The organism is Cupriavidus sp. FW306-01-F10A, from assembly GCF_058782785.1.
In genome coordinates this window covers 23,602-44,146 of sequence record NZ_JBYSYA010000033.1, presented here as the reverse complement: position 1 = coordinate 44,146, position 20,545 = coordinate 23,602, and the positions used below count along the sequence as shown (strand labels likewise).

Sequence of the window (20,545 nt, the reverse complement as noted above, 5' to 3'; positions counted from 1 at the left end):
CGACGCGCCCATTTAGGACATAGGAGACCTCCATGCATGAAACTACATCGCCGCGTAGGATTGCCGCAGTGCATTCGATCGACCATTTCGCGCTGAACGTGCCCTCGCTGGCGGAGGGGCGCCATTTCTTCGATGCATTTGGTCTTGATGTTGCCGATGTGCCTGGCCGTTCTGGCGAGCTGGACGTTCGGGCGGCGGATGGGCATCGATGGGCGCGGCTGATCGAGGCAACCAGGAAATCATTAGCCTACCTGAGCTTCAACGCGTATGCCGATGAGCTGCCGGCGTTGCACGATCAGATCGCTGCGGCCGGCGCCTCGTTTGTTTCGACAGGGCCCGGTCACCAGGACGAAGGATTCTGGTTCCATGATCCGGATGGGAACCTCATTCAGGTTCGTAGCGGCCGAAAGACCAGCCCGGATAGCAAGCCCCGGCACGTCAACCAAGAAGCGATAGCAGATATGCGCGGCGCATGCACGCGCGCGGACGTGCAGCGCGTATGTCCGAGGCGACTCTCGCACGTGTTGCTGTTCACGCCGGACGTCCTGCGCGCCGTGGCGTTCTACGAAAGGGCGCTTGGTTTGCGTCTGTCCGACAAATCGCTGGATGTGATTGCTTTTACCCATGCGCCACACGGTTGCGACCATCACCTGGTGGCGTTCGCAAAAAGCAGCGCACGAGGTTGGCATCACTCGTCGTGGGATGTCGAAAGCGTGGATGTTGTCGGTGAGGGTGCCGCACAAATGGCGGCGGCAGGCTATGTGAAAGGGTGGGGCACCGGCCGGCACGTCTTGGGGTCGAACTATTTCCACTACGTGGAAGACCCGTGGGGCTCGTTTTGCGAGTATTCGGCGGATATCGACTTTGTGTCGGCCGGACGTGCGTGGCCGGCGGGAGACTTCCCGCCGGAGGATTCGCTCTACCTTTGGGGACCCGCCGTGCCGGACAACTTCGTCCACAACACAGAGGCGTGAACGGCATACTGCGGAAGAAGGATCCGCGGTATGCCGGTCAGTGAAAAAGCGCATCATCCAAGGAGTGTTCAGTTGGACCGTAGATTGCCAGCACTCGACGTGAATCAGGCTTCGGACGCCCAGCGCACGGTTTTGCAAGCCATCCTCAAAGGCCCGCGAGGCAACCTCGATGGCCCTTTTCTGTCTTGGATACATAGTCCGGAGCTTGCCCAGCGTGCCCAGGAGCTGGGTGCATTTTGCCGATACTGCACAGGGCTTGCGCTGCGGCTCTCCGAGTTCGCCATCCTGTGCACGGCTGCAAAATGGCGGTCTCAGGCCGAGTGGCACATTCACTATCCGATCGGCGTGAATGCGGGTCTATCACCTGCATTGCTCGAAGCCGTTCGGTTGGGTGAGCCACCCACACTGGCGAATGCCGAAGAGGCCTTGATATGGCGCCTCGTTGACGAGCTCTATGAGCGCAAGCGCGTGACCGATGCAACCTACCAAGACGCGATCACGGCGTTTGGCACGGAGGTGCTCGTCAATCTGGTCGGCCTGCTCGGATACTACGCGCTGGTCGCAATGACGTTGAATGTTTTCAACGTTGTTGCGCAGGGACAAACCGAGTTGCCGTTCGGGCCAGACGAGCCTCAATAGCGAGAAAGTGCGCCGCCCTGGCGCACTTGGTGTACGTATGGCTGGGCCCGCAGCGTCGGCCTTCGTGTTAGTCGGCCTCTCACCGATGCAGTGAGTCTTCCGTTTCGCCCACCAGGCGATGTTGAATCGCACCGAAGATCGTCCGATTTTGTGCATCCATCATCTCCACGTGGATGCGGGCGCCGTGCTTGGCGACATCTGCTTGTGCATGAAATGCATCGGAAGGCGCATTCCGAGCGTTCAGTGTCATCGAGCGCGCTTGGTTCAAGTGAACAACCCGCTTAGCACCAACGAGCGTTCCGGCGCTTAACGCGCGCCAGCGGCTCGCTTGCACGATCCAGGGCGGAAAATTGGAGAGCGTCTCATCCTGACTTTGCATCGGCATTGGTTCGCCGTTGACACGCAGTGCGAGCGGAAACCTCACGCCATCAAGGTGTAAGGGATCGACGAACTCGTCAGGTGTGATCGCAATCGGTGCGCAGGAAATCGAGATGCATGCGCGGTGCGTGCGACACGTAGAGGGGGCTTGAGCTCCGTGTGCCACCGCACTCAATTCGCTTGTCAGCATGAGAAGCCGCACGTGGCGGATCGCATCTCGATGCGATGTGCTCATGGGAACGTCGTCAACGGCGGCGGATAGGCGGGCCTCGAAGCAAATGCCAGAGACGTCCGCAGGGAGCATGATGTTCTCGATGCCGCTCGTATACGCGTCGCTGATACCCTGCTGTAGACGTGGAATCTGCGAGGCCCCGCCGTCGACCGGTTGCTGTGTGCCCGCTGGCGCGGGAACGATATCGATGCGATATGGCGCCCGTGGTAGTGGCGCCAAACACTGCTGAACATCGAATGGGCGGGCCTCGTCGATGCGCTTGGCATTGAGCTCCTGGTACAGGGTTTCCAGCGCGCCCTTGACCCGCGTCCAATTCTCGAGTGCATGGATCAGACTCGGTGCGACGCCACGTGCAGGAACAGCGGTGGCCAGGTCGCGCGACACCACAACCAGTTGGCCGTCGCGCTTGCCATTGTGCAGGGTCGCAAGCTTCATGTGTCAGTTGGCCAGCGCAACAGAAGTCTCGGTAGGCGCCGCGTGTCGAATTCGCGCGGCAGGGAACAGAAAGTACGCCAGCGAGGGCAGCAGAACCAGCGCACCCAACATGTTCCAGACGAACATGAAGGCAAGCAGCAGGCCCATGTCGGCTTGAAACTTTATCGGGGAGGCAATCCACGTGGCAACGCCCAGTGCCAGCGTCGCCCCTGTGAGCAGGATGACGCGACCGGTAAACACAAGTGCCGAGTAGTAAGCCTGCGACAACGACCGGCCTTCGCGCAGTTTCGCCAGCGTCATGCTCATGACGTAGAGCGCGTAGTCCACGCCAATGCCAACGCCCAGTGCGATGACAGGGAGGGTGGCGACCTTGACGCCGATACCGAGCCAGACCATCAGTGCCTCGCACAGAATCGACGTCAGCATGAGCGGGAGTACCGCGCATACCGTTGCGCGCCAGGAGCGGAAGGTCAGCAGGCACAGCACGATCACGGCGCCGTAAACCCAGAAGAGCATCTCGTGGCTGGCCTTCTCAACGACGATGTTGGTTGCGGCGGCAAAACCAGCGGTGCCGGCAGCGAGGAGAAAACGTGCGTCCCCGCTGTCGTTTTGGTTTGCGAAATCCTGCGCCGCGGCCACCACCGCGTTCAGGGTGCTCGCTTTGTGGTCCTTGAGGTAGGCCAGTACGGTGAGGGTGTTGCAGGCTTCATTGGCCAGTTCGCGAGGTGCGCGCGCGGCGATGGTATTCAGCAGGCCCTGGCTCGGAACAACCTCATACCATTTCGTGTTGCCCTCGTTGAGGCCGATGGCCAGCATCCGGTCATAGGTGGCGAGTGAATAAGTCGATTCCACGCCCGGTATGCCGCGCAACCGCCATTCCAGTGCATCCGTCAGCATTGCTGCTTGATAGCTCGCACAACCTCCGTCGGGTGTTTTGACCAAGACAGCGAAGGCATCGCTCGACGCGCCATAGTTGGCGGCCATGAAGGCGACATCTCGGTTGTAGCGTGAATCCGCACGCAGCTCCGGTGCGCCAGGATCGAGGTCACCGACCTGAAGGCGTAGGCTGACGACGTATCCGCCGATCCCCAACACTGCCGCAGTCAGCGTGGTGGCCAACGCGACGCGTCGTTGTGTGAAATGATCGAGAAACGCCCATGCCGGATGTTTTGACGCTGCGGCAGGTGCGTCGTCGTCGTCGCGCAGGCTGCGCGCGGCGGCCGCGCGGCTCACGCCGGTGTAGCTCAGCAGGATCGGCAGTAATACCAAGTTGGTAAAGATCAGCACAGCCACGCCGATGCTCGCAATCAGGGCCAGATGCTGGATCACCGGAATACGGATGATCATCAACACCGCGAATCCGACCGCATCGCATAGCAGGGCGGCGAGCCCGGCCAGGAAGAGGCGGCGGAAGGTGTAACGCGCCGCCACAACCCCGGGCATGCCACGCCCGATGTCCTGCATGATGCCGTTCATCTTCTGGGCGCCGTGACTCATGCCAATGGCAAACACCAGAAACGGAACCAGCACGGAATAGGGGTCCAGTTGATAGCCCAGAAAGCGCACGAGGCCGAGCTGCCATACCACTGCAACGAGCGAGCAGCTCACCACCAACAGCGCACTACGCATGCAGCGGGTGTAGCCATACAGGACAGTGCAAGCGATGACGACGGCAATCCCGAAAAACATGAGGATCGTTTTAATTCCGTCGATCAGATCGCCAAGTACCTTGGCGAAACCGGTGATGTGGATCTTGACGCCCTGCGCCTGATACTTTGCCCGGATGCGTTCAAGACCCTCGGTCAGTGCGCCATAGTCGATCGGGTTGCCGGTTCTTGCATCGCGTGCCACGAGGGGGACGTAGATCACGGAAGACGCTCCGTCCATCGCGACGATCTGGCCAATTTCCCCCGAGCGCTGGACGTTCAACCGAACTTTGTCGATCGACGCTTGCGACGTAGGATCGTAGTCATCGGGGATGACGGGCCCGCCATCCAAGCCATCTTCCGTGACAGCAACCCAGCGCATGTTGGGGGTCCAGATCGACTTCATGAAGGGGCGATCCACACCCGGCAACAGAAAGACCTCATCGTTGATCTTCGCAAGCAGGGCGAGATAGTGTGGGTCGTAGATCGTTCCAGGCTTGCCGCTGCCGAGCGCCGGTGCTTCGACGCTGATGCGCACAGCATTGCCCAGGCCCTGCAACTCACCGCGATTGTCTAGATAGTGCTGGATGAAAGGGTGCCCGATGGGCAAGGTGTCTTCAAAACTCGCATTCAACGTGACGCGAGACGCTTGAAGCCCCAGCACCACACTCATCAGCGCGCAAAGCGCAACGACCACGACGCGATGATTGAACAGCAAGCGCTCGACCCAACCGCCGGAGTGGGGGTCGAAAAGCGCAGGCGCGCCCGCCGCCGCGTTGGGGCGGCGGGTAGGTTGCGGGGATGCCATCTGTATCTTCCTTTAACGATGGGAGGCCGACGCTTCGGCGGGCGTGTTGCCGGAGCGTACGGAGCCAACTGTGACCACGCCGCCAAAGCCGGCCCCAATCACGGTATCCGCCTGTTGTGCGATACCGTTGATCGGAAACGGTGGGCGTGGCATGCGTTCTGTGAACGATGTGCCTTGATCCCGGCTGACGAACACCTGCCCCGACTGATCCACGACCAGTAGCGCACCGTCACGCGAATAGAGGATGTCGGAGATCGTGAGTGGACCCGGGGATGTCAATGGTGCGAATGTCGCGCCACCGTCGGTTGATCGAAGCAGATTGCCGAGTAAGCCACCAACGACGACGGTGCCGTTGGGTGCCACATCCATCGTGAAAAGGCTGCCCTTGTATGGCACGACTGCCGGCGAGAACTGGTGGCCGTTGTCGTCGGTGCGCATCAGGAACCCTTGTTCGCCGGCAATCCAGGCGACGTCGCCTTGTTGGCGTACCCCATAGAGATGCAGGCTGCGCGGGTTATTGAGCCGGGCCGTCCACGATTGCCATGTTTTGCCGCCGTCCTCGGTGTGCACCGCAATCCCGTAGGCGCCCACTGCGGTGCCGCGGTTGGCGTTGGTGAACCAGATCGAGAAGAACGGCTTATCGGCACCCTCGGCAACCAGCCGCTCCGCGCTGGCCAGAAGGCGAGCGGCATCTGTGGAGGCGGCCTCCGGTTGGTCTTTGCTGCCCTGCATGCGCGTCTTGGCTTCAGACAGGGTCAACTCCGCGGCGCGAGCACCATCGAGCTGCCGCGTCCAGTGTTCGCCGCCATCATCGGTGTGAAGGATGACGCCCGCATGCCCGGCCGCCCAGCCTCGCCGTGCATCAACAAATTGGACGCAGGTGAGCGTGACGCTCACAGGGGTCCCCACTTGCCGCCACTTCCGCCCCCCATCGTCTGATAGAAGAACGATGCCGCGCTCACCGACCGCGACCAAGCGTGCACCGGCAAACGCGACCGATTGCATGACCCCATGCAGCGCCTGTGGCGACAACACGGCGGGACGTACCGCTGGGCGCGCCAGTGGCTCGGCAAAGGTTTCTTCCGGCAACGTGAGCGCGCAGCCTACCGCGGCAACCGCTAGCGCTTGTAGCATCCGACGGCGGGACAATCGCAAACCTGCTGACTGCATGGCGCTGCCCTCACTGACCCGCTGCCGCCATGGCTTCGGCGCTGAACATGCCGTCATCGAACGGCTTGGCGGGAATCGTGTACTGGGCCTTGTTTGACCCAAGCACGTTCTGCGCAAGGTAGCCGCCTTTGAGCAGGTCGTAGCTGCCAAAGGTTGTCGGCAACGCGCCAGGGGCGTCCGACATGGTCATCAACCATTGCCAGTACGATTTCCACAGTTGGCCGTTTGCATCCCAGCCGTCCGCAAGCACGCCGGTCCATGTGTCCTCATCGAGGTAAATCCGCTTGTGCGGAATCTGATGGCGCTTGCCTGACTTCAATTGCGCGTCCAGCACCCATACGCGATGGACCTCCCAGCGAACGGCATCCGGGTTGACGAAATTCTTGCCGAGCAGCTGTTCGTCCTTCACCTGCAATGCACGGTTCGTGTTGTAAGGAACGATCATTTCCTTCTTGCCGAGCAGCTTCCACTCGTAACGATCGGGCGCACCGCCGAACAGGTTGATTTCGTCGAACGTGGAGAAGCCGGAGGTGGCGGGAACGGGTGTGTCGTATGCGGCAAGCGGTACCTTGCGCACGCGGCGCTGACCGGGCAGATAGGTCCACACCGGGTCAACGCGGTCGGCTCGGTCGATTGCGTTCCAGCCGACCATGGCCTCACCGGCACGCAACGCCGGTGCCGAGTTGACCTGGTAGATCTTCCAGAAATAGCCATCGAATTTTTCTGCGCCACCCTTGACGTAGTAGGGACGCAACTCATAGACCTTGCCGGAAGACAGAAGAACCCGCCCGCCATCTGATGTCATCGCATAGTGGCTGTAGGCAATGACATCAGCCGGCGGGGCGTAGCGCAGCAGGTGGTTCCAGATCGCCTCGTCGCCGCTCTTGGGAATGGGAAAGGGCACCCCGCCATAGGCGTTTGCGACCTTCAGATTGCCTGCCTCGAGCTTCGCGCTGGTGGCGTTCTTGAAGGTGGCTTCATACACCCATTGCGGTGCAATGCCAGTGCGATGGGTTGGATACACGTCGATGCGATAGTCAGCATATTTCTTGAGCAAGGCCTGCTGACCATCGGTGAGCTTTTCCGCATACTGCGCCATGTTCTGCGCGGTGATCGAGTAGAGCGGCTTCTCATTCGCGAACGGGTCGGAGCGCTTGCCGTCGACCGCTTGGCCCCCTTTGATTTCCGCGCCGGTCCACTCCGGAATCGCACCGTCCTTGCTGGCGGCCTTCTCTGCGCCCATTGGGGTGAGCGTGCTTTTGAGTTTTTCGGCTTCTGCCGTGGTTACTGCGGCGTGTGCGCACAGGCTGAAGGACGCCACAAACGTGCTGGCGAGTAGAGTAATCGCTGCGAGGGAGGCGCTGCGCAGACGAACTGGGGGCGTGGTGCGTGTCATGTTGGATCTCATTGGGATAAGGCGGCGGGCGGACGGGTCAGAAGCTGCGCGACAACGAGAGCGAAACGTAGTCGCGGTCGGCCAGCGTCTGGCCAAAGGTCATGTGGCCGTGGGCATCCAGCAAAGGTGCCGCGGCGCCGAGGAAACGCGCGTACTTGAGGGCGATATTCCAAACTTGCTCGTAGGTGCCTTTCACGCCGATCGACAGGTTGCCTGTGTGGTAGCCAATGCCGTTAAACCCGACCACCGACGAGCGGCCGAACAGGTTGTAGCCGACGCTAAGGGGCACACTGATATCGAGCCCAGGCAGCACCTGGTAGTAGTTCGGTGCAAATACCAGCTGGATACCGCCGGCATCACGTGTGGCAAGGGGCGTGAGCGCCTCCGGATGCGCTGTGATGGACAGGCGCCTGTTCCAGCCGAACTCGGCGGCCAGGGTTGCATCTCGCCAGAGCGGCGTGCGAGGCACGGAGTACAGCACGGACAAATTGGCGTGGGCGGTATTGCCGACGGCATAAAGCGGGTTGCTGGTGTTGTTGCCCACGTTGGAGAAGTCGACGACCAAGTCGCTGGTCAGCGGCATGTTGTGGCGGATGGACGCTTCGCCTGCCACGTTTGCGTCGCCAAGGTTGGTCGAGAAGCTGGCACCGAATGAGCGCACGCCATTCGGATAGACCATGCGGTACGTCCCAAGCAGTGGTGTCGCATAAAGCTGAGGGTCTTTCGCGTTGAAGCGGATCGCGTAGAGGCCGAAATCCGTATTCCAGCCGACCGGCGAGAAGCGCAGTTGAAGACCGTACTGCCCGGAGTTCTTGCCATCCATGTCGCCCGCGCGTGAGAGTTGCGGCGGCATGCCCGGAATGGGCAGATAGAGGCTTTCTGCGCCGTCTCCCACGATGTCGGCTGACGAGAAATAGCTGCCTGCTGAAGGCAGCCGGTTGGGCCGCCAGGCAAATTGGTAGTACGCACCCAACGTGATGTTGTTGGGCAATTGCGATGACACAGTCAACTGCGGTGTCGGCCGGATGATTTGCTTGAACTCGGCGCTTGGGTCGGATAGAAATTTGGATACGTCGTTCGGCGACATACCGCCTGCGATGCCGTTGGCGCCGAAAAACAGCGTTTCCCCCCACAGTTGCGCGAGTTGGCCCGCACGTACGGTGACGGGCACTTGTCCAACTTTCTCAGTGCCGAACACGAATGCGTCGAGTAACTCGACTTGCCGGCCCTCAATGGTCCGGGTGGCACTCGTGAACTGATTAAAAGGGACACTCAGGTTATTCGTGGTGTGGGGCGAGTTGTTAGCGCTCTCGCGGTTATACATCGCGTCGTAATACGCATTGCCGGAGAAGCGAACGCCATAACTCTTGTACTTCAGGTCGAATTCGGAGAACAGGTCGACGCGATTTTGAATAGACCCACGATGGTGGAATGCGTTGTTGCCGTCATCCAGGTTGATCGTGGTCGGCGAAGCGGGGTTGAACTGGAGGCCAGGGTCTGCTGGTCGCAGGCGGTAGGCCGTGGAATAGGACAAGCGGGTGTTGAGATCACCGCTTAGGTCCGGATCGTCGAATGTGAAGGTGAATGCACGAGCCTGAGAGGTGAACAGGCCCGCCACCATTGCTGCAACAACTGCCGCGGCGGCCCGTGGCCGCCCCGTGTCATGCGTGGCGCCCGCACAGATTATCGGGCGGGCGGATGTGTTGTACATCGATCTCACGGGTCTCCTCTCGCTATTTGCCGCATCGGGCTCTAGGTGGATGCGATTTGGTCGGATTCATCGGCAGGCCTTTGAAGAGGGCGTCCTGGCAGGCGACGATCACGCTGATGTGCTGGAATTATTGGTGGGGGGGATTGCCGCGAAAAATGAAAGATTTCAATTTCAAAAATCAACAGCATTGATGGATCGAACGCGAAACGGGCACGCGCCTGACATTGCGCACTACCAGCACGTCGGGGCGTCCCGGTGGCCTCAGGGTTTGTACGGTGCTGCGGGGTTTCGGACATTTAATGCACAATGGCGCCGCTGTTGGCGACACTGCTCTTGACGGGTGTCGAGTAGCCGGCAGGAGACGACAGGCCACCGAAGTTCAGTGAAATTGCCTGCAGGTATTGATGAAATTGATGGATGAGAAAGCCTCGCGATGCGCCTCAAGGGTCTCGACCTCAACCTGTTGATGGTGCTGGATGCACTGCTGAAGGAGCGGAGTGTTTCACTGGCTGCGATCAGCCTTGACCTCGGCCAGTCGGCAGTCAGTTCAGCGCTAGCACGACTGCGAGACCATTTCGGCGATGAACTGCTGACACCTCTGAACAGGCAAATGGTGCCCACACCACTTGCACTGGATCTGCAGGATGCAGTGACTGAGTGGCTGCAAGGAATCGAATCCATCGTTCACGCACAGCCCGATTTCATACCGCGCGACAGTCGCAGAGAATTCGTTGTGCTGTGCTCGGACTACGTTGCGGTGACGTTCATGCCGAAGATTGTTCGGCGGCTTGCCGACGAGGCACCGCAAGCGTCCTTGGCAGTGAGGCCCTTGAACACGTCCTCCGCCGCGCTGTCTCCGACGGAGAACCTGGCGCGGCGCGGCGCCCACTTCTCAATTTTGCCGACCGACTACTGCGCGCCGTCACAGCCGTCGGCAAGGCTCTTCAATGAGCGCTTTTGCTGCTTGGCTTGGCGCGGAAACCCTCATACGCGTACCGGCCTGACGCTGGCCCTCCTGGAGCAACTGTCGCATGTGACATTGCAGTTCGGATGGCAATCGAACGATCCGTTCGATGCGCGGCCAATGGCGATCGCGGGCCTGCACCGGCGCAAACCAATCATGGTTGATCAATTCGTAGTTGCCGCAGAAATGGTGGTCGGCAGTTCATACGTAGCGCTCGTGCCGAAGCGACTTGGGGAGGAACTTGCACGTACGCTACCGCTTGATGTGTTTGATCTGCCTCCGGAGGTACGCGCTTCTCCATTCTCGGAGTCGCTCCAATGGAGCGACGCCCAACTGGACGATCCAGCATTGGCCTGGTTTCGTGATTTGATCATTGAAGTGGCACAGAATCATTGAGCCAGATTTCGGCGGCCGAAATGAATTATCGAGATCTGGACCTGAACCTGTTGATTGCGCTCAACGCGCTGCTGGAAACCCGGAGTGTCAGCCGCGCGGCGGAACAACTGCATATCGGTCAGCCGGCTTGCAGTGCGGCATTGGCACGCCTTCGCGATCATTTTGGCGATGAGTTGCTGGTGTCGGTGAGCCGGCGCATGATTCCCACGCCGTTGGCTCTGCAGCTCGAGAGGCCCGTACGCGAAGCGCTCGAGCGCGCCGAGGGCATTGCTCGCTTGCGCGCAGGATTCGACGCGCGATCTGCGATACAGCGGTTCTCGATCATCTGTTCAGACATGGTGGCGAAGCTGCTGTTTACGCACGTTGCCGCTGCGCTTGAGCAGGCTGCGCCGAGCGTGTCGCTCACGATTCATTCGGCCGCGCCGTTACGGTCCTCCCGCACGCTGGTTGAGGAGGCACTGGAGCGACGGGGAGCTGACCTCCTGGTGCTGCCTGGCCGCTATGTTCCGCAGGGCTATGGCCGTCTTCCGCTTTTTACGAGCGGCTACAGTTGCATCGTATGGTCCGGAAACAAGCGCGTTGGTGCGACGCTAACGCGCGATCTGTTTTACTCCTTGCGTCATGTCGCGCCGACGTTCGGGGATGGCCGCGTGATGTCTGTGGAAAATGAGGATGCGGGGGACCGGCGTCGGCGCCGCTTCATCGCGAAAAGCGAATACTTCCTGGCAGTGCCGGCTCTCGTGAGCGGCACGCAGCATATCGCGACCATACCCACCGTGTTGGCCTTGGCTTGCGCTCCACATTACGACTTGCGCGTGTTGCCGGCCCCGATTGCGTTGCCGCCGTTGAACGAAACACTCGTCTGGCCCAACCACCTTGAGGACGATCCGGCCAACCAGTGGATGCGCGAATTCATTCGAGACTGCGCGGAACAACACATGCCGAGAACGCAGGATGCGGCCGGCAGTGTGTAGTGGAGTTTCATGCAGGCACGGATGCCAGCTCGCGTGAGAATTTTCCGTCGAGCAGAATGAAGGCCATGCGAGCGGGTTGGTTGGTACGGTTGCTCCACGCATGGTTGGTGCCGCGTTGCACCACGATGTCGCCTGGCAACAATCGCGTCTCGCTGTCGTCGAGCACCAGCCAGATCTCGCCCGAAATGACGATGCCGTAATCGATCGTCTCCGTGCGGTGCATGAGCGCGTTCCCTGATGCCTTCGACGGATCGCTGCCAGCCGTTGAGGCATGACTGGCGCGGATTTCCGCAAAGACGCCCGCCGCCGCCTCATTTTGCTGTTGAGAGTCGGGTGGCATCTCGACGACACGGATGACACTGCCGCTGGATGTAGGCCCGAGGCGCAGCGGGCCAATGGTCGGGTCGGCGCTGCTGTCGATGGGCACGGGTGATGCATGCGTCCGCCAGATTTCAGTAAAGACCAGGCCCGGTAGCGCTTGAATGGGAAACGTCGCGGGCGGGGCACCGGCGCTTGTGATAACGGCACGGCCATTGGCGTCGTGACCCGTCACGATGCGGCGAATGGATGATGGCATGGAAATCTCTCGTCTAAGGTTGTTCGAAGCGTTGAACGCGGGCCGCGCTGTTACGGTGCGGTGGCGGTGCGCTCCAACATTTCGTTGATGAGGCCAACGCGCAGGTGGGGCGACGCACCTTCCATTTCCCATGCGCCGATCTGGATCGAGGCGTCAAAGATGAAGCGGCAGCGATCGTGCCGACGTGCCATGAAACGCGCAAGCAGATCGTCAATAGGCGCATCGAGCGCCAGTAGTTCGCCGAGCACAACTGCATCCTCGATCGCCATGCCGGCACCTTGGCCCAAATGGGGTGTCGTGGCGTGGGCAGCATCGCCGATGAGCAGAACCCGGCCGCGATACCAAGCTTCGGTCACGAATACGACTTCGAGCGGTTTGTAGACGACCTGCCACGAATCGACGATGGTCTCGCGCAGCTCCCCGATCGGGCCGGTGAACTCCCGCAGGCGATGACGCATCTGTTCAGCCAGCGCTGCCGGATCCATGCGCGGGTTGCCTGGTTCTTGCGAGGTGACGAACATATACATGAGGTTGTCAGCCAAGGGCACCAGGCCTGCGTTCGCCACGGAACTGTTGAAACTTGCCAAGTGGTCGATTTGCGGCGGGCGGGGGAAGTTGTGCCGCCAAACCGACTGACCGGTGAAGCGCGGTTGATGCACGTCGCCAAACAGCATCTTGCGCACCTTCGAGTACACCCCATCAGCCCCGACTACGAAGTCGTAGCGGCCCTGGCTTCCATCAGTGAAGGTTACGTCCACATGATCGGGGGACTGTGTGAAGGACTCGACCGTGGTGCCGAGCCGAATGCGCGTGCCTTTCTCGTGAGCGGTGTCACTCAAGACGCGATGAAGTGCGAGTCGCGAGATGCCGACGTTGGCGGGATAATCCGTACCCGCCAACCGCTTTCCGGGCATGCGTGCCTTGAGTGTGCCGTCGATCTCGTACAGACAGACGTCGTCGTACGGGAAGCCGGCAGGCAGGTAGTGGTCCAGGATGCCGAGGTGCGCCATGTCGCGCACGACGTTACTCTGCTGGATGATGCCGACGCCATAGACGGTCCATTCCGATTGGATCTCAACGAGATCCACTTCAATGCCTTGGTTGCGCAAGCTGACCGCGGCGGAGAGTCCGCCAATCCCGCCGCCGACGATCAAGACCTTGCTGATGCGTGCCATGTTGTCAATTCTCCTGTGGCCCGCGAGCGATGCAGTTCGTGCGGATGCACGTGGCCCGCAATCTCGCGTTATTGAATGCGATGGATGTTAGAAATGCGTTGCCGGTCGACGGACCGTTAACGTCGACAGACCGTGTTTGCGGAAAAGATGTGCTCGAACTGCGTCTATCCCGCAATTTCGATTGCTGCGTCGTGCCTCTTACGGAGGGCAATGGCAAAGGCGCACAGCAGGGCAATGGCCAGCGAGGCGCAGCCTAGCGCTCCGATGGCATCGCGTAATCCATGGGCCACTGCGGTCACCCCTGCGACGACGAGTGGACTCGTAAATTGCCCCAAATACACACTGGCCATGAAGTTGCCTGCACCGCGCCCACGCAACTCGCCGGGCAGTTGCGCCAGTGCCCATAGCGCGAGCGTCGGAATCATCATGCCGATGCCAAATCCGTTGAAAAGGACGGCTACGATGACTTGGGTGTACGTGTTGGCCTCGGACAGGACGATGAAGCTCCCGCCCGAAAGCAGGAACGCAACGCACAGGACACTGGGCGGGCGAAAGCGACTGCTCAAACGACCGGCAAGGGCACCCGCAAAGACGGCAGCATGCGAGGCACCAATGGCAGCGCCGATGAATTTCGGCGACTGCACGGAAATACCGGCTAGCAAGAAGCCGAGTTGCACGGCAACGACGAACAGGCTTACGCCGGCGCACCATGTCAGCAAATACACCGGGGACAGCGCGCGCCATGGGAAGGGTGCCGTGTTCTGCGGATGGCTTCGCGGTGTGACGGTGTGGCTCTGGCTCGGCTCCCAAAGTACGAGCGCAATCAAGGGCACCATCACAAAGCCGGCAAGATAGAGCCAGAACGGGGTGCGCCAACCGAACTCTCCCAGGGCGCCACCGACTGCAAAGAAGAGTGCTGCGGATAGCGAACCGGTCATCGTTTGCCACGCGAGCATCCGCGCCCGGGCGCTGTCAGCGTAATAGTCACCGATCAGTGCGGTGCTGCTCGTGATGATGACGGCTTCCGCTAGCCCCAGGCCCAGGCGGCTCGCCAAGATGGCGTGCAGGTTGTCAAGCCACAGAGGGCCCGTGCCGAAGACACCGTAAGCCAGCAGGGCACATGCAAGGGGCCGCTTTCGGCCGTGGCGATCAATGAGTGCACCTGCCGCCGGGCCCAGGAGGCCGATCATCAAGGCCGGTGTAGTCAGCACCAGCGGCACCAGGACACCAACCATGGGCACCGTGGAGAAATGCGCTTCCATCTGGGGCAGCAGTGGTGCGATCAGAACGGCGCCGAGAATTGGCAAGCAACTACCGACAAGAAGGAGTAGTCCGTGAAGGCGGGCCGGATGGCGCATGCTCGGCAATGGTGTGTGAGGGCTGTTCATTGCGTGTGGATAATCAGGGGCACATATGCCGACGAAGCTCACCGTCGGGTCTCGGTTGTGCGTCATCTGTGAGCCGGTTCGGTTCTTGCGAAGCTAACTTCACGATGCCGTCTTTCGTTATTTGCAGCTGGAGCGCAGTCAATGCTTTTCCGAGGCACGGGCCGCTGACGCAAATGCCGCTGCGGATATCAAACTGCGCTCCATGTCCGTGGCAAACGATATAGGTGCCTAAGGCATTCATGTAGGCGTCCTTGCGCCATGCCATCGGAGCGCCATCAATGTGAGGACAAGCATTGCGGTAACCGTAGACCGCATCGCCGATCCGCACCACGAACACCGTATCCCGCTGCTCGCCGTAAGGATCAAAGCCCCGGGCGCTGCCGTCAGGGAGCGCCAGCAGGGGGCAAAGGGCGATCCAGTCCATCACCGAAAATCAATGCTCGGGGCCGGCCGGCGAAGGGCGGCCGGGCGCCCATTTTTCGCGCGCTTGGAACAGGAAGATCTGCGAGCTGTCCGCCCCCGCAAGTGCCTCGCGCGGCTGCCATTGATCGTCGTGCAGATCCATGTCAGCGTCGTATTCCACGTGGCAACCCAGCGGGCTGTTGAAGTACCAGAACCAGTTCGATCCGAACTTGTGCCGCCCCGGTCCCCAGAAGGACTGATAGCCCTTGGCTGCGAATGCCGTGCCGGCCTGCATGAGCTCGGTCGGGCCGCCGAGGTGAAAGGTGAAGTGTTCGCATCCCTGCATGAACGGGGGCGTTTGCAGCAGGAACAGCGTGTGATGATCGAGCGTTCCGGCCGGGCGCATAAATGGGCCGACGCCCGTAAAACGATCGGTGCAGACGAAGCCAAGGCGCTCGGCGTAAAACGCCTCTGCGCGCGCCGCATCCGGTACGAAGCAGACCACGTGGGAGAGGCCGCGCGGCAGGGCTTGGGCGTTTTCGTTCACGCCGATCTCGTTGACGGCACGTTGAGGCCGGGCTCCCGGCGCATTGACCGCTTCCGCAGGCATTTCGATCGGGCGACGGCATGTCACCTGGAAGCCCAAGGCGAAGCCAACGTCGTCCACGGTTTCGAGCGATCCGTCGGCGAGGTGCTTGACTTCTCGGTCTCGCCCGAGTTCAGTGGCGATGGCCTCCAGTGTGGCTTGGTCCGCTACCCCATAGACCGTCTTGCGAAGCATGGTCGCGGTCGGCAGCGCCGGAGGGAGCGTGACGTCGTCTTTGCGGGCCAAGACGATTGCGGTTCCGTCGAGCGCCTCGAAGCGCCCGCCGGCCTCCGTGACGTCAACAGGACGCAGGCCGTAGTCGGTCAAGAATTGTGTGCACGCAGCGATGTCGTCGACACCAAATACAAGCGCGTCAGGTCCAAGGATATTCATAGTCGGGTCGTCTGAAAGTTGAAGGTCAGCAGGCTGTGCGACCGCCCAGGGTTTCGGCAACCCAGTCGGCGATGTATGTGCAGGCGTTGGCGGAGTTGTCGAAGCTTCCGTGTTGAGAGCCGCCTTCACGCTCGGTGAAGATCTTGAGCTCGCGTTTGGGGCTATTGACGAGTTGATCGAACGTCCGGTGTGCCCAGTGCAGGGGAATCTGTGAGTCCTGTTCGCCGTGCGTCACGAGGAACGGCACGTTGATTCGGTCGAGCACGCCGTCGAGATGGACGTTCTCGGCAATGCGCATGAAATCGTCAATGTCCTTTGCACCCCAGACCCACTTGACGTGCTCCCAGTAGTGCGGGACCGGGAAGCTGCCTTCTCTGGCCAGCCGTTTCTTTTGCACATCGCGCCAATCGTGGTTTGCGCCAAGCGTGACGCCGCATGCGAAGCGCGGTTCAAAGGCAACCGCGCGGGGGCAGAAATAGCCACCGAGAGACACGCCTTGGAGCCCGATGCGCCTAGAGTCCACGTCCGCCCGGGGTTCGAGCCAATCCACGATCTTGCTGGCCCATGCCTCGGAGTTGTAGACAGCCGTCATGCCATACAGCCGCAACGCTTCGCCCGATCCCGGCTGGTCGACGATCAGCGATGAAATTCCACGCTCGGCCAGCCAGCGCGGGAGCCCGACTCGGTAGAGCATTTCCTTGGTGGAGTCGAGGCCATTGATCTGCACCAGCAGCGGAGTAGGGCCCTCGACGCCTTCGGCACGCACGTAAAGGCCGCTGAGATGTGTATCGCCGTAGGGGATACGAACGCGTTCACAGTTTTCCCCCGACAGTTCGATGCCGCGAGCAAAGACATCGAGGAACTTTCGGTAGAGCGTCTCGCGTCCCGGGGCGGCATGGGCCTGCAGGCGCTCTGTAGTGATGTAATACGTTGCCGCGCGGTTGTATTTCTCGCCGGCGGAGATCAGGCGACCGCGCGCCTCGTCTTCCTCGGCGAGAACGCACAGCTTGTCCGCCATGCGCACCCACGTGTCCCGAAATGCCTGGGTGCCCGCGGCATCTGGCTGCTTGGAGGCTTCCTGGAGCGGCGCGCACATCGCTTCAATTTCTCCGATGCGTGCACCCATTTCAATGGCCAGATCGACTGAAAGATTCCAGACGTAGTTGGTGGGGAAATACTTGAACAAGGTGGTCGTCCCAGAAGCGAAATGATGTGGAGAGCACCACGCCGGCCGGAACGGAAGTGTGCTGGTGGACCAGTGGCTCAAGCACGACGGGATGTCAGGAGGCTACTCGCCAGTCTTGATGGCGTTAAATCGTTTGTTTCAATGCGTGGTATCCAATCGCCGTATACCTGGGCCTGTGTGGCCGGTCCTGCGGTGTAAGTGATCGGAGCACCCATTTCCTTGTGACAGCGCCGTCCTCGATCGCTGGCACGTGTCGACAAGGGCCCCCGGCTGGGGCTTCCGTAGAGGAGTCTTCGCGCTTTAGGGGCATGTCTGGATCGATGCGTGCTGTTGATGCGCGCTGAGTCAAGCGATGCTAGGACAGGAAAAATTGCGGTTGTTACGAAAGATTGTCATGGCAGAATGACGTTTTATTCCCGGCTGTGGACGAGGTGAGCGAACAAACAGAGGGCAAGAAGTCTTGCGGTTGCTTGGAGTGGAGTCGCGGAAGCAATGGCGGACGGAAGGCAGGCGATATCAACCGCTTCTTCCATAAGCTGAATGAACGAAGGGCCGATTTGAGGAGCGTGGCGGACGAAGCTTTGGAAATCATTTGTTCCAGGAACGCGGTAGCCCGGTCCGCCAGTAGCCGATATTCATGTGCGGACGTACAAGCAGGCGCTCATGGTGCGATGAATAATTATCGTTCGTGCAACCGATTCGTCCTGGCTAGGCTTTTCTTATCTTCTAAGGTGGTGCACATCAACGCCAACGCCAACTTCTACTGAACCGAACCGAGGCACTTTCCTATGACGAGCGCGAATCTTGAGAGCCAACTGACCACGCCAGAGCGGCTCAAAATGTACGTTGGCGGGCGAAGGGTGGACTCGTCAAACGGCCGGACATTGGAGAGCTTGAATCCTTACCAGCAGAAGGTTTGGGCTGTTGTGCCAGACGCATCGCAGGAGGACGTTGCTTCGGCGGTTTCTGCAGCGAGAGACGCTTTCGATAACGGGCCATGGCGGCGTACTACGCCGCAGCAACGCGCCGCGATGATGCGTAAGCTCGGCGATTTGATCGCTAGCAATGCTGAAAGAATGGCGAGGATCGAATCGTCCGACAATGGGAAGCTGCTACGAGAGATGCTTGGCCAGTGGAAGTACCTTCCCGAATGGCTGTACTACTTTGCAGGACTTGCAACGCAATCGTGCGGTGAGGTTTTGCCCAGCGACCGCCCGAACTATCTTGCCTTTACCAGGAAAGAGCCGATCGGCGTGGTGGCGGCGATTACGCCTTGGAACTCCCCATGTCTGCTAATGATGTTCAAGCTCGCACCAGCGCTTGCTGCAGGGTGTACGTTCATTGTGAAGCCGTCGGAGCACACCCCCGTCTCCACGCTGAAGTTCGCTGAGTTGATGGAAGAGGTCGGATTTCCGCCAGGCGTTTTCAACGTCGTAACGGGTGGGCCCAATGTTGGGAAGTGGCTAGTGTCAGACCCGCGCCTTGACAAAATCACTTTCACCGGCTCGGATGGCGTAGGCAGGGCGATCGCCCATGCAGGCGCGGAGAACTTCACACGCGTGTCGCTCGAATTGGGGGGGAAATCGCCGCAAATCGTTTTCAATGATAGCGATGTGGCGGCAGCAGCCAACGGCGTTATTTCGGGTGTGTTCGCCGCAACCGGGCAGACCTGCATGGCAGGCTCACGGCTCATTGTTCATCATTCTGTGCACGACCAGATTGTTGAGCGAGTCGTTGATCGCATCAGAAGCATCAAGCTTGGCGACCCTATGGACCTGAACTCGGAGATGGGGCCGACTGCCACCGAGCCGCAATTCCGCAAAGTTCTTTCGATGATTAAGGCCGCTGAAGCGGAGGGGGCGACCGTGGCCTACGGTGGAAAGCCTGCGCCGGAGGGCGGGTTCTTTGTCTTGCCGACAGTGCTGACTGGCGTAACAAATTCCATGACGATTGCGCGCGATGAAGTGTTTGGTCCAGTCTTGTCGGTGCTGACTTTCGATACGGAGGAGCAAGCGGTGCAGCTTGCAAACGATACTCGCTACGGCTTGGCGGCCGGTGTGTGGACGCTTAACGTGCAACGAGCGCATCGGGTTGCAGCACAATTGCGTGCAGGCAATGTCTGGATTAACGCCTATCGTGTGACGGCGCCGTTCGCACCTTTTGGCGGTTTCAAGCACAGCGGCATTGGTCGGGAGAATGGTCGAGATGGTATGTCTGAGTTTCTAGAAACAAAGACGGTCTGGGTTGAGCTTAGCGGTGCTCTTCGTGATCCGTTCACGATGGGCTAGTTCGAACGATGGAACGGCTGCAGCCGTTCCCGACGAAGAAATGTTAGACGTCGAAGGACTACACGTTTCGACGAAGTTGGTGGTGTCCGACGATCCGTTGTTGCGTTTTGGTGTGTTGCATCGACCGGTTGAATCCGCAGCCGGTTGCCGACGCTGACGGCAATGGGGCAGTCTCGGTCGAGAGTGTCGTAGCTCAGGTGCGGGCCTTTTTATCGATCTTGCGACACCATCCGCCATGTCGGAATGCTGCCCTCGAAACTATCGAACCACTCCCGGATCGCGTCGGCCACAAAGCTTGGATCACAAGTAGCGACATCCGGAACGCATGCGTGAGTGAGGCTTTCGACGTCAAAACGTCGTTCCGGCTGAGCTCGCCAGGCGTCGCGGTCGCGTGAATTTAGCGGGCGCTATGACCATTCAAAACCCACTGGACATTGCATAACCTGCGGCGACGAGCAGGGCGATTCGCGCTATTTATCAAAAGGGTCTACTCTGGCCCTCTGACGATTTCTCCATATGAAAATAGCGATGTGGCAGTTGTTCGCTTTATCGGAGCGAGAACTTGTAGTGCGCTGCTAACCAGCTGGACAGGCCTGATGATCTCGCGATCCACATCGTGAATTTTGGCTTCCGTGGTATAGATTGCTTGCTGGTCTCCTGCACCTTGCCAAGCTTCTTTCAGGACGACGCTGTAGTGCCCGGTAGCTTGGGTACCGCTTCCGTCATTGCTGATATCAACGGCAGCAAGCAGCTTAACTGCCTCCTCATCGCCGTCCGGCACCAGTTCTATGCGTACCCGCAACATAGGTCAATTCCTTGCTTGGTTG

The 20,545-nt window shown here is 60.2% G+C and carries 17 protein-coding genes; 5 read left to right on the top strand and 12 right to left on the bottom strand.

The genetic code is table 11. From position 1 onward, the window contains the following. Positions 1–32: 32 nt before the first annotated feature. Both AC3WLF_RS29130 and AC3WLF_RS29125 read left to right on the top strand, forming a co-directional pair. The gene (locus tag AC3WLF_RS29130) at positions 33–974 is read left to right on the top strand and encodes a VOC family protein (protein ID WP_492359187.1); all 942 of its coding nucleotides are present in this window, start codon (positions 33–35) and stop codon (positions 972–974) included. 72 nt (positions 975–1,046) lie between these two features. Next, positions 1,047–1,613: a carboxymuconolactone decarboxylase family protein gene (locus tag AC3WLF_RS29125; protein WP_492359195.1), complete on the top strand. Its 567-nt coding sequence runs from the start codon at positions 1,047–1,049 to the stop codon at positions 1,611–1,613. 79 nt (positions 1,614–1,692) lie between these two features. On the opposite strand, the gene AC3WLF_RS29120 is transcribed toward AC3WLF_RS29125, so the two are convergent. From AC3WLF_RS29120 to AC3WLF_RS29100, 5 genes are all read right to left on the bottom strand, one after another. Further along, positions 1,693–2,658, bottom strand: a complete 966-nt coding sequence (locus AC3WLF_RS29120; RefSeq protein WP_492359186.1) for a fumarylacetoacetate hydrolase family protein — start codon at positions 2,656–2,658, stop codon at positions 1,693–1,695. A 3-nt stretch (positions 2,659–2,661) separates the two neighbouring features. Further along, positions 2,662–5,112 (bottom strand): efflux RND transporter permease subunit, encoded by a 2,451-nt coding sequence (locus AC3WLF_RS29115; RefSeq protein ID WP_492359185.1) that lies wholly within the window; start codon positions 5,110–5,112, stop codon positions 2,662–2,664. Between the two features lie 12 nt (positions 5,113–5,124). Then, positions 5,125–6,009: a WD40/YVTN/BNR-like repeat-containing protein gene (locus AC3WLF_RS29110; RefSeq protein ID WP_492359184.1), complete on the bottom strand. Its 885-nt coding sequence runs from the start codon at positions 6,007–6,009 to the stop codon at positions 5,125–5,127. A 283-nt stretch (positions 6,010–6,292) separates the two neighbouring features. After that, positions 6,293–7,678, bottom strand: coding sequence for a DUF1329 domain-containing protein (locus tag AC3WLF_RS29105; RefSeq protein ID WP_492359183.1), 1,386 nt, complete (start codon positions 7,676–7,678; stop codon positions 6,293–6,295). 37 nt (positions 7,679–7,715) lie between these two features. Then, positions 7,716–9,389, bottom strand: a complete 1,674-nt coding sequence (locus AC3WLF_RS29100; protein ID WP_492359182.1) for a DUF1302 domain-containing protein — start codon at positions 9,387–9,389, stop codon at positions 7,716–7,718. Between the two features lie 433 nt (positions 9,390–9,822). Between AC3WLF_RS29100 and AC3WLF_RS29095 the strand changes: the two genes are divergently transcribed. After that, complete coding sequence (locus tag AC3WLF_RS29095; RefSeq protein WP_492359181.1) at positions 9,823–10,749, top strand: LysR substrate-binding domain-containing protein; 927 nt, start codon at positions 9,823–9,825, stop codon at positions 10,747–10,749. Then, the gene (locus AC3WLF_RS29090; protein WP_492359180.1) at positions 10,746–11,723 is read left to right on the top strand and encodes a LysR family transcriptional regulator; all 978 of its coding nucleotides are present in this window, start codon (positions 10,746–10,748) and stop codon (positions 11,721–11,723) included. The genes AC3WLF_RS29095 and AC3WLF_RS29090 overlap by 4 nt, the downstream gene beginning before the upstream one ends. A gap of 7 nt (positions 11,724–11,730) precedes the next feature. Here the strand turns inward: AC3WLF_RS29090 and AC3WLF_RS29085 are convergent, their stop codons facing one another. The 6 genes from AC3WLF_RS29085 to AC3WLF_RS29060 form a co-directional block, all read right to left on the bottom strand. Next, positions 11,731–12,300, bottom strand: a complete 570-nt coding sequence (locus AC3WLF_RS29085) for a cupin domain-containing protein (RefSeq protein WP_492359179.1) — start codon at positions 12,298–12,300, stop codon at positions 11,731–11,733. Between the two features lie 50 nt (positions 12,301–12,350). Next, positions 12,351–13,475: an FAD-dependent oxidoreductase gene (locus tag AC3WLF_RS29080; protein ID WP_492359178.1), complete on the bottom strand. Its 1,125-nt coding sequence runs from the start codon at positions 13,473–13,475 to the stop codon at positions 12,351–12,353. A gap of 164 nt (positions 13,476–13,639) precedes the next feature. Next, a complete protein-coding gene (locus AC3WLF_RS29075; protein ID WP_492359177.1) occupies positions 13,640–14,833 on the bottom strand; it encodes an MFS transporter in 1,194 nt (397 codons plus the stop codon). Positions 14,834–14,876: 43 nt separating this feature from the next. After that, complete coding sequence (locus AC3WLF_RS29070; RefSeq protein WP_492359176.1) at positions 14,877–15,287, bottom strand: Rieske (2Fe-2S) protein; 411 nt, start codon at positions 15,285–15,287, stop codon at positions 14,877–14,879. Positions 15,288–15,296: 9 nt separating this feature from the next. Next, positions 15,297–16,244, bottom strand: a complete 948-nt coding sequence (locus tag AC3WLF_RS29065; RefSeq protein WP_492359175.1) for a VOC family protein — start codon at positions 16,242–16,244, stop codon at positions 15,297–15,299. A gap of 25 nt (positions 16,245–16,269) precedes the next feature. Beyond that, positions 16,270–17,430: an alpha/beta hydrolase family protein gene (locus tag AC3WLF_RS29060; protein ID WP_492359174.1), complete on the bottom strand. Its 1,161-nt coding sequence runs from the start codon at positions 17,428–17,430 to the stop codon at positions 16,270–16,272. A 788-nt stretch (positions 17,431–18,218) separates the two neighbouring features. Here AC3WLF_RS29060 and AC3WLF_RS29055 point away from each other — a divergent pair. Then, positions 18,219–19,718 carry an aldehyde dehydrogenase gene (locus tag AC3WLF_RS29055; protein WP_492359173.1) on the top strand — a complete coding sequence of 500 codons (1,500 nt, stop codon included), beginning with the start codon at positions 18,219–18,221 and terminating at the stop codon, positions 19,716–19,718. A 487-nt stretch (positions 19,719–20,205) separates the two neighbouring features. Here AC3WLF_RS29055 and AC3WLF_RS29050 read toward each other — a convergent pair whose 3' ends face one another. After that, the gene (locus AC3WLF_RS29050; RefSeq protein ID WP_492359172.1) at positions 20,206–20,523 is read right to left on the bottom strand and encodes a hypothetical protein; all 318 of its coding nucleotides are present in this window, start codon (positions 20,521–20,523) and stop codon (positions 20,206–20,208) included. Positions 20,524–20,545 lie beyond the last annotated feature (22 nt).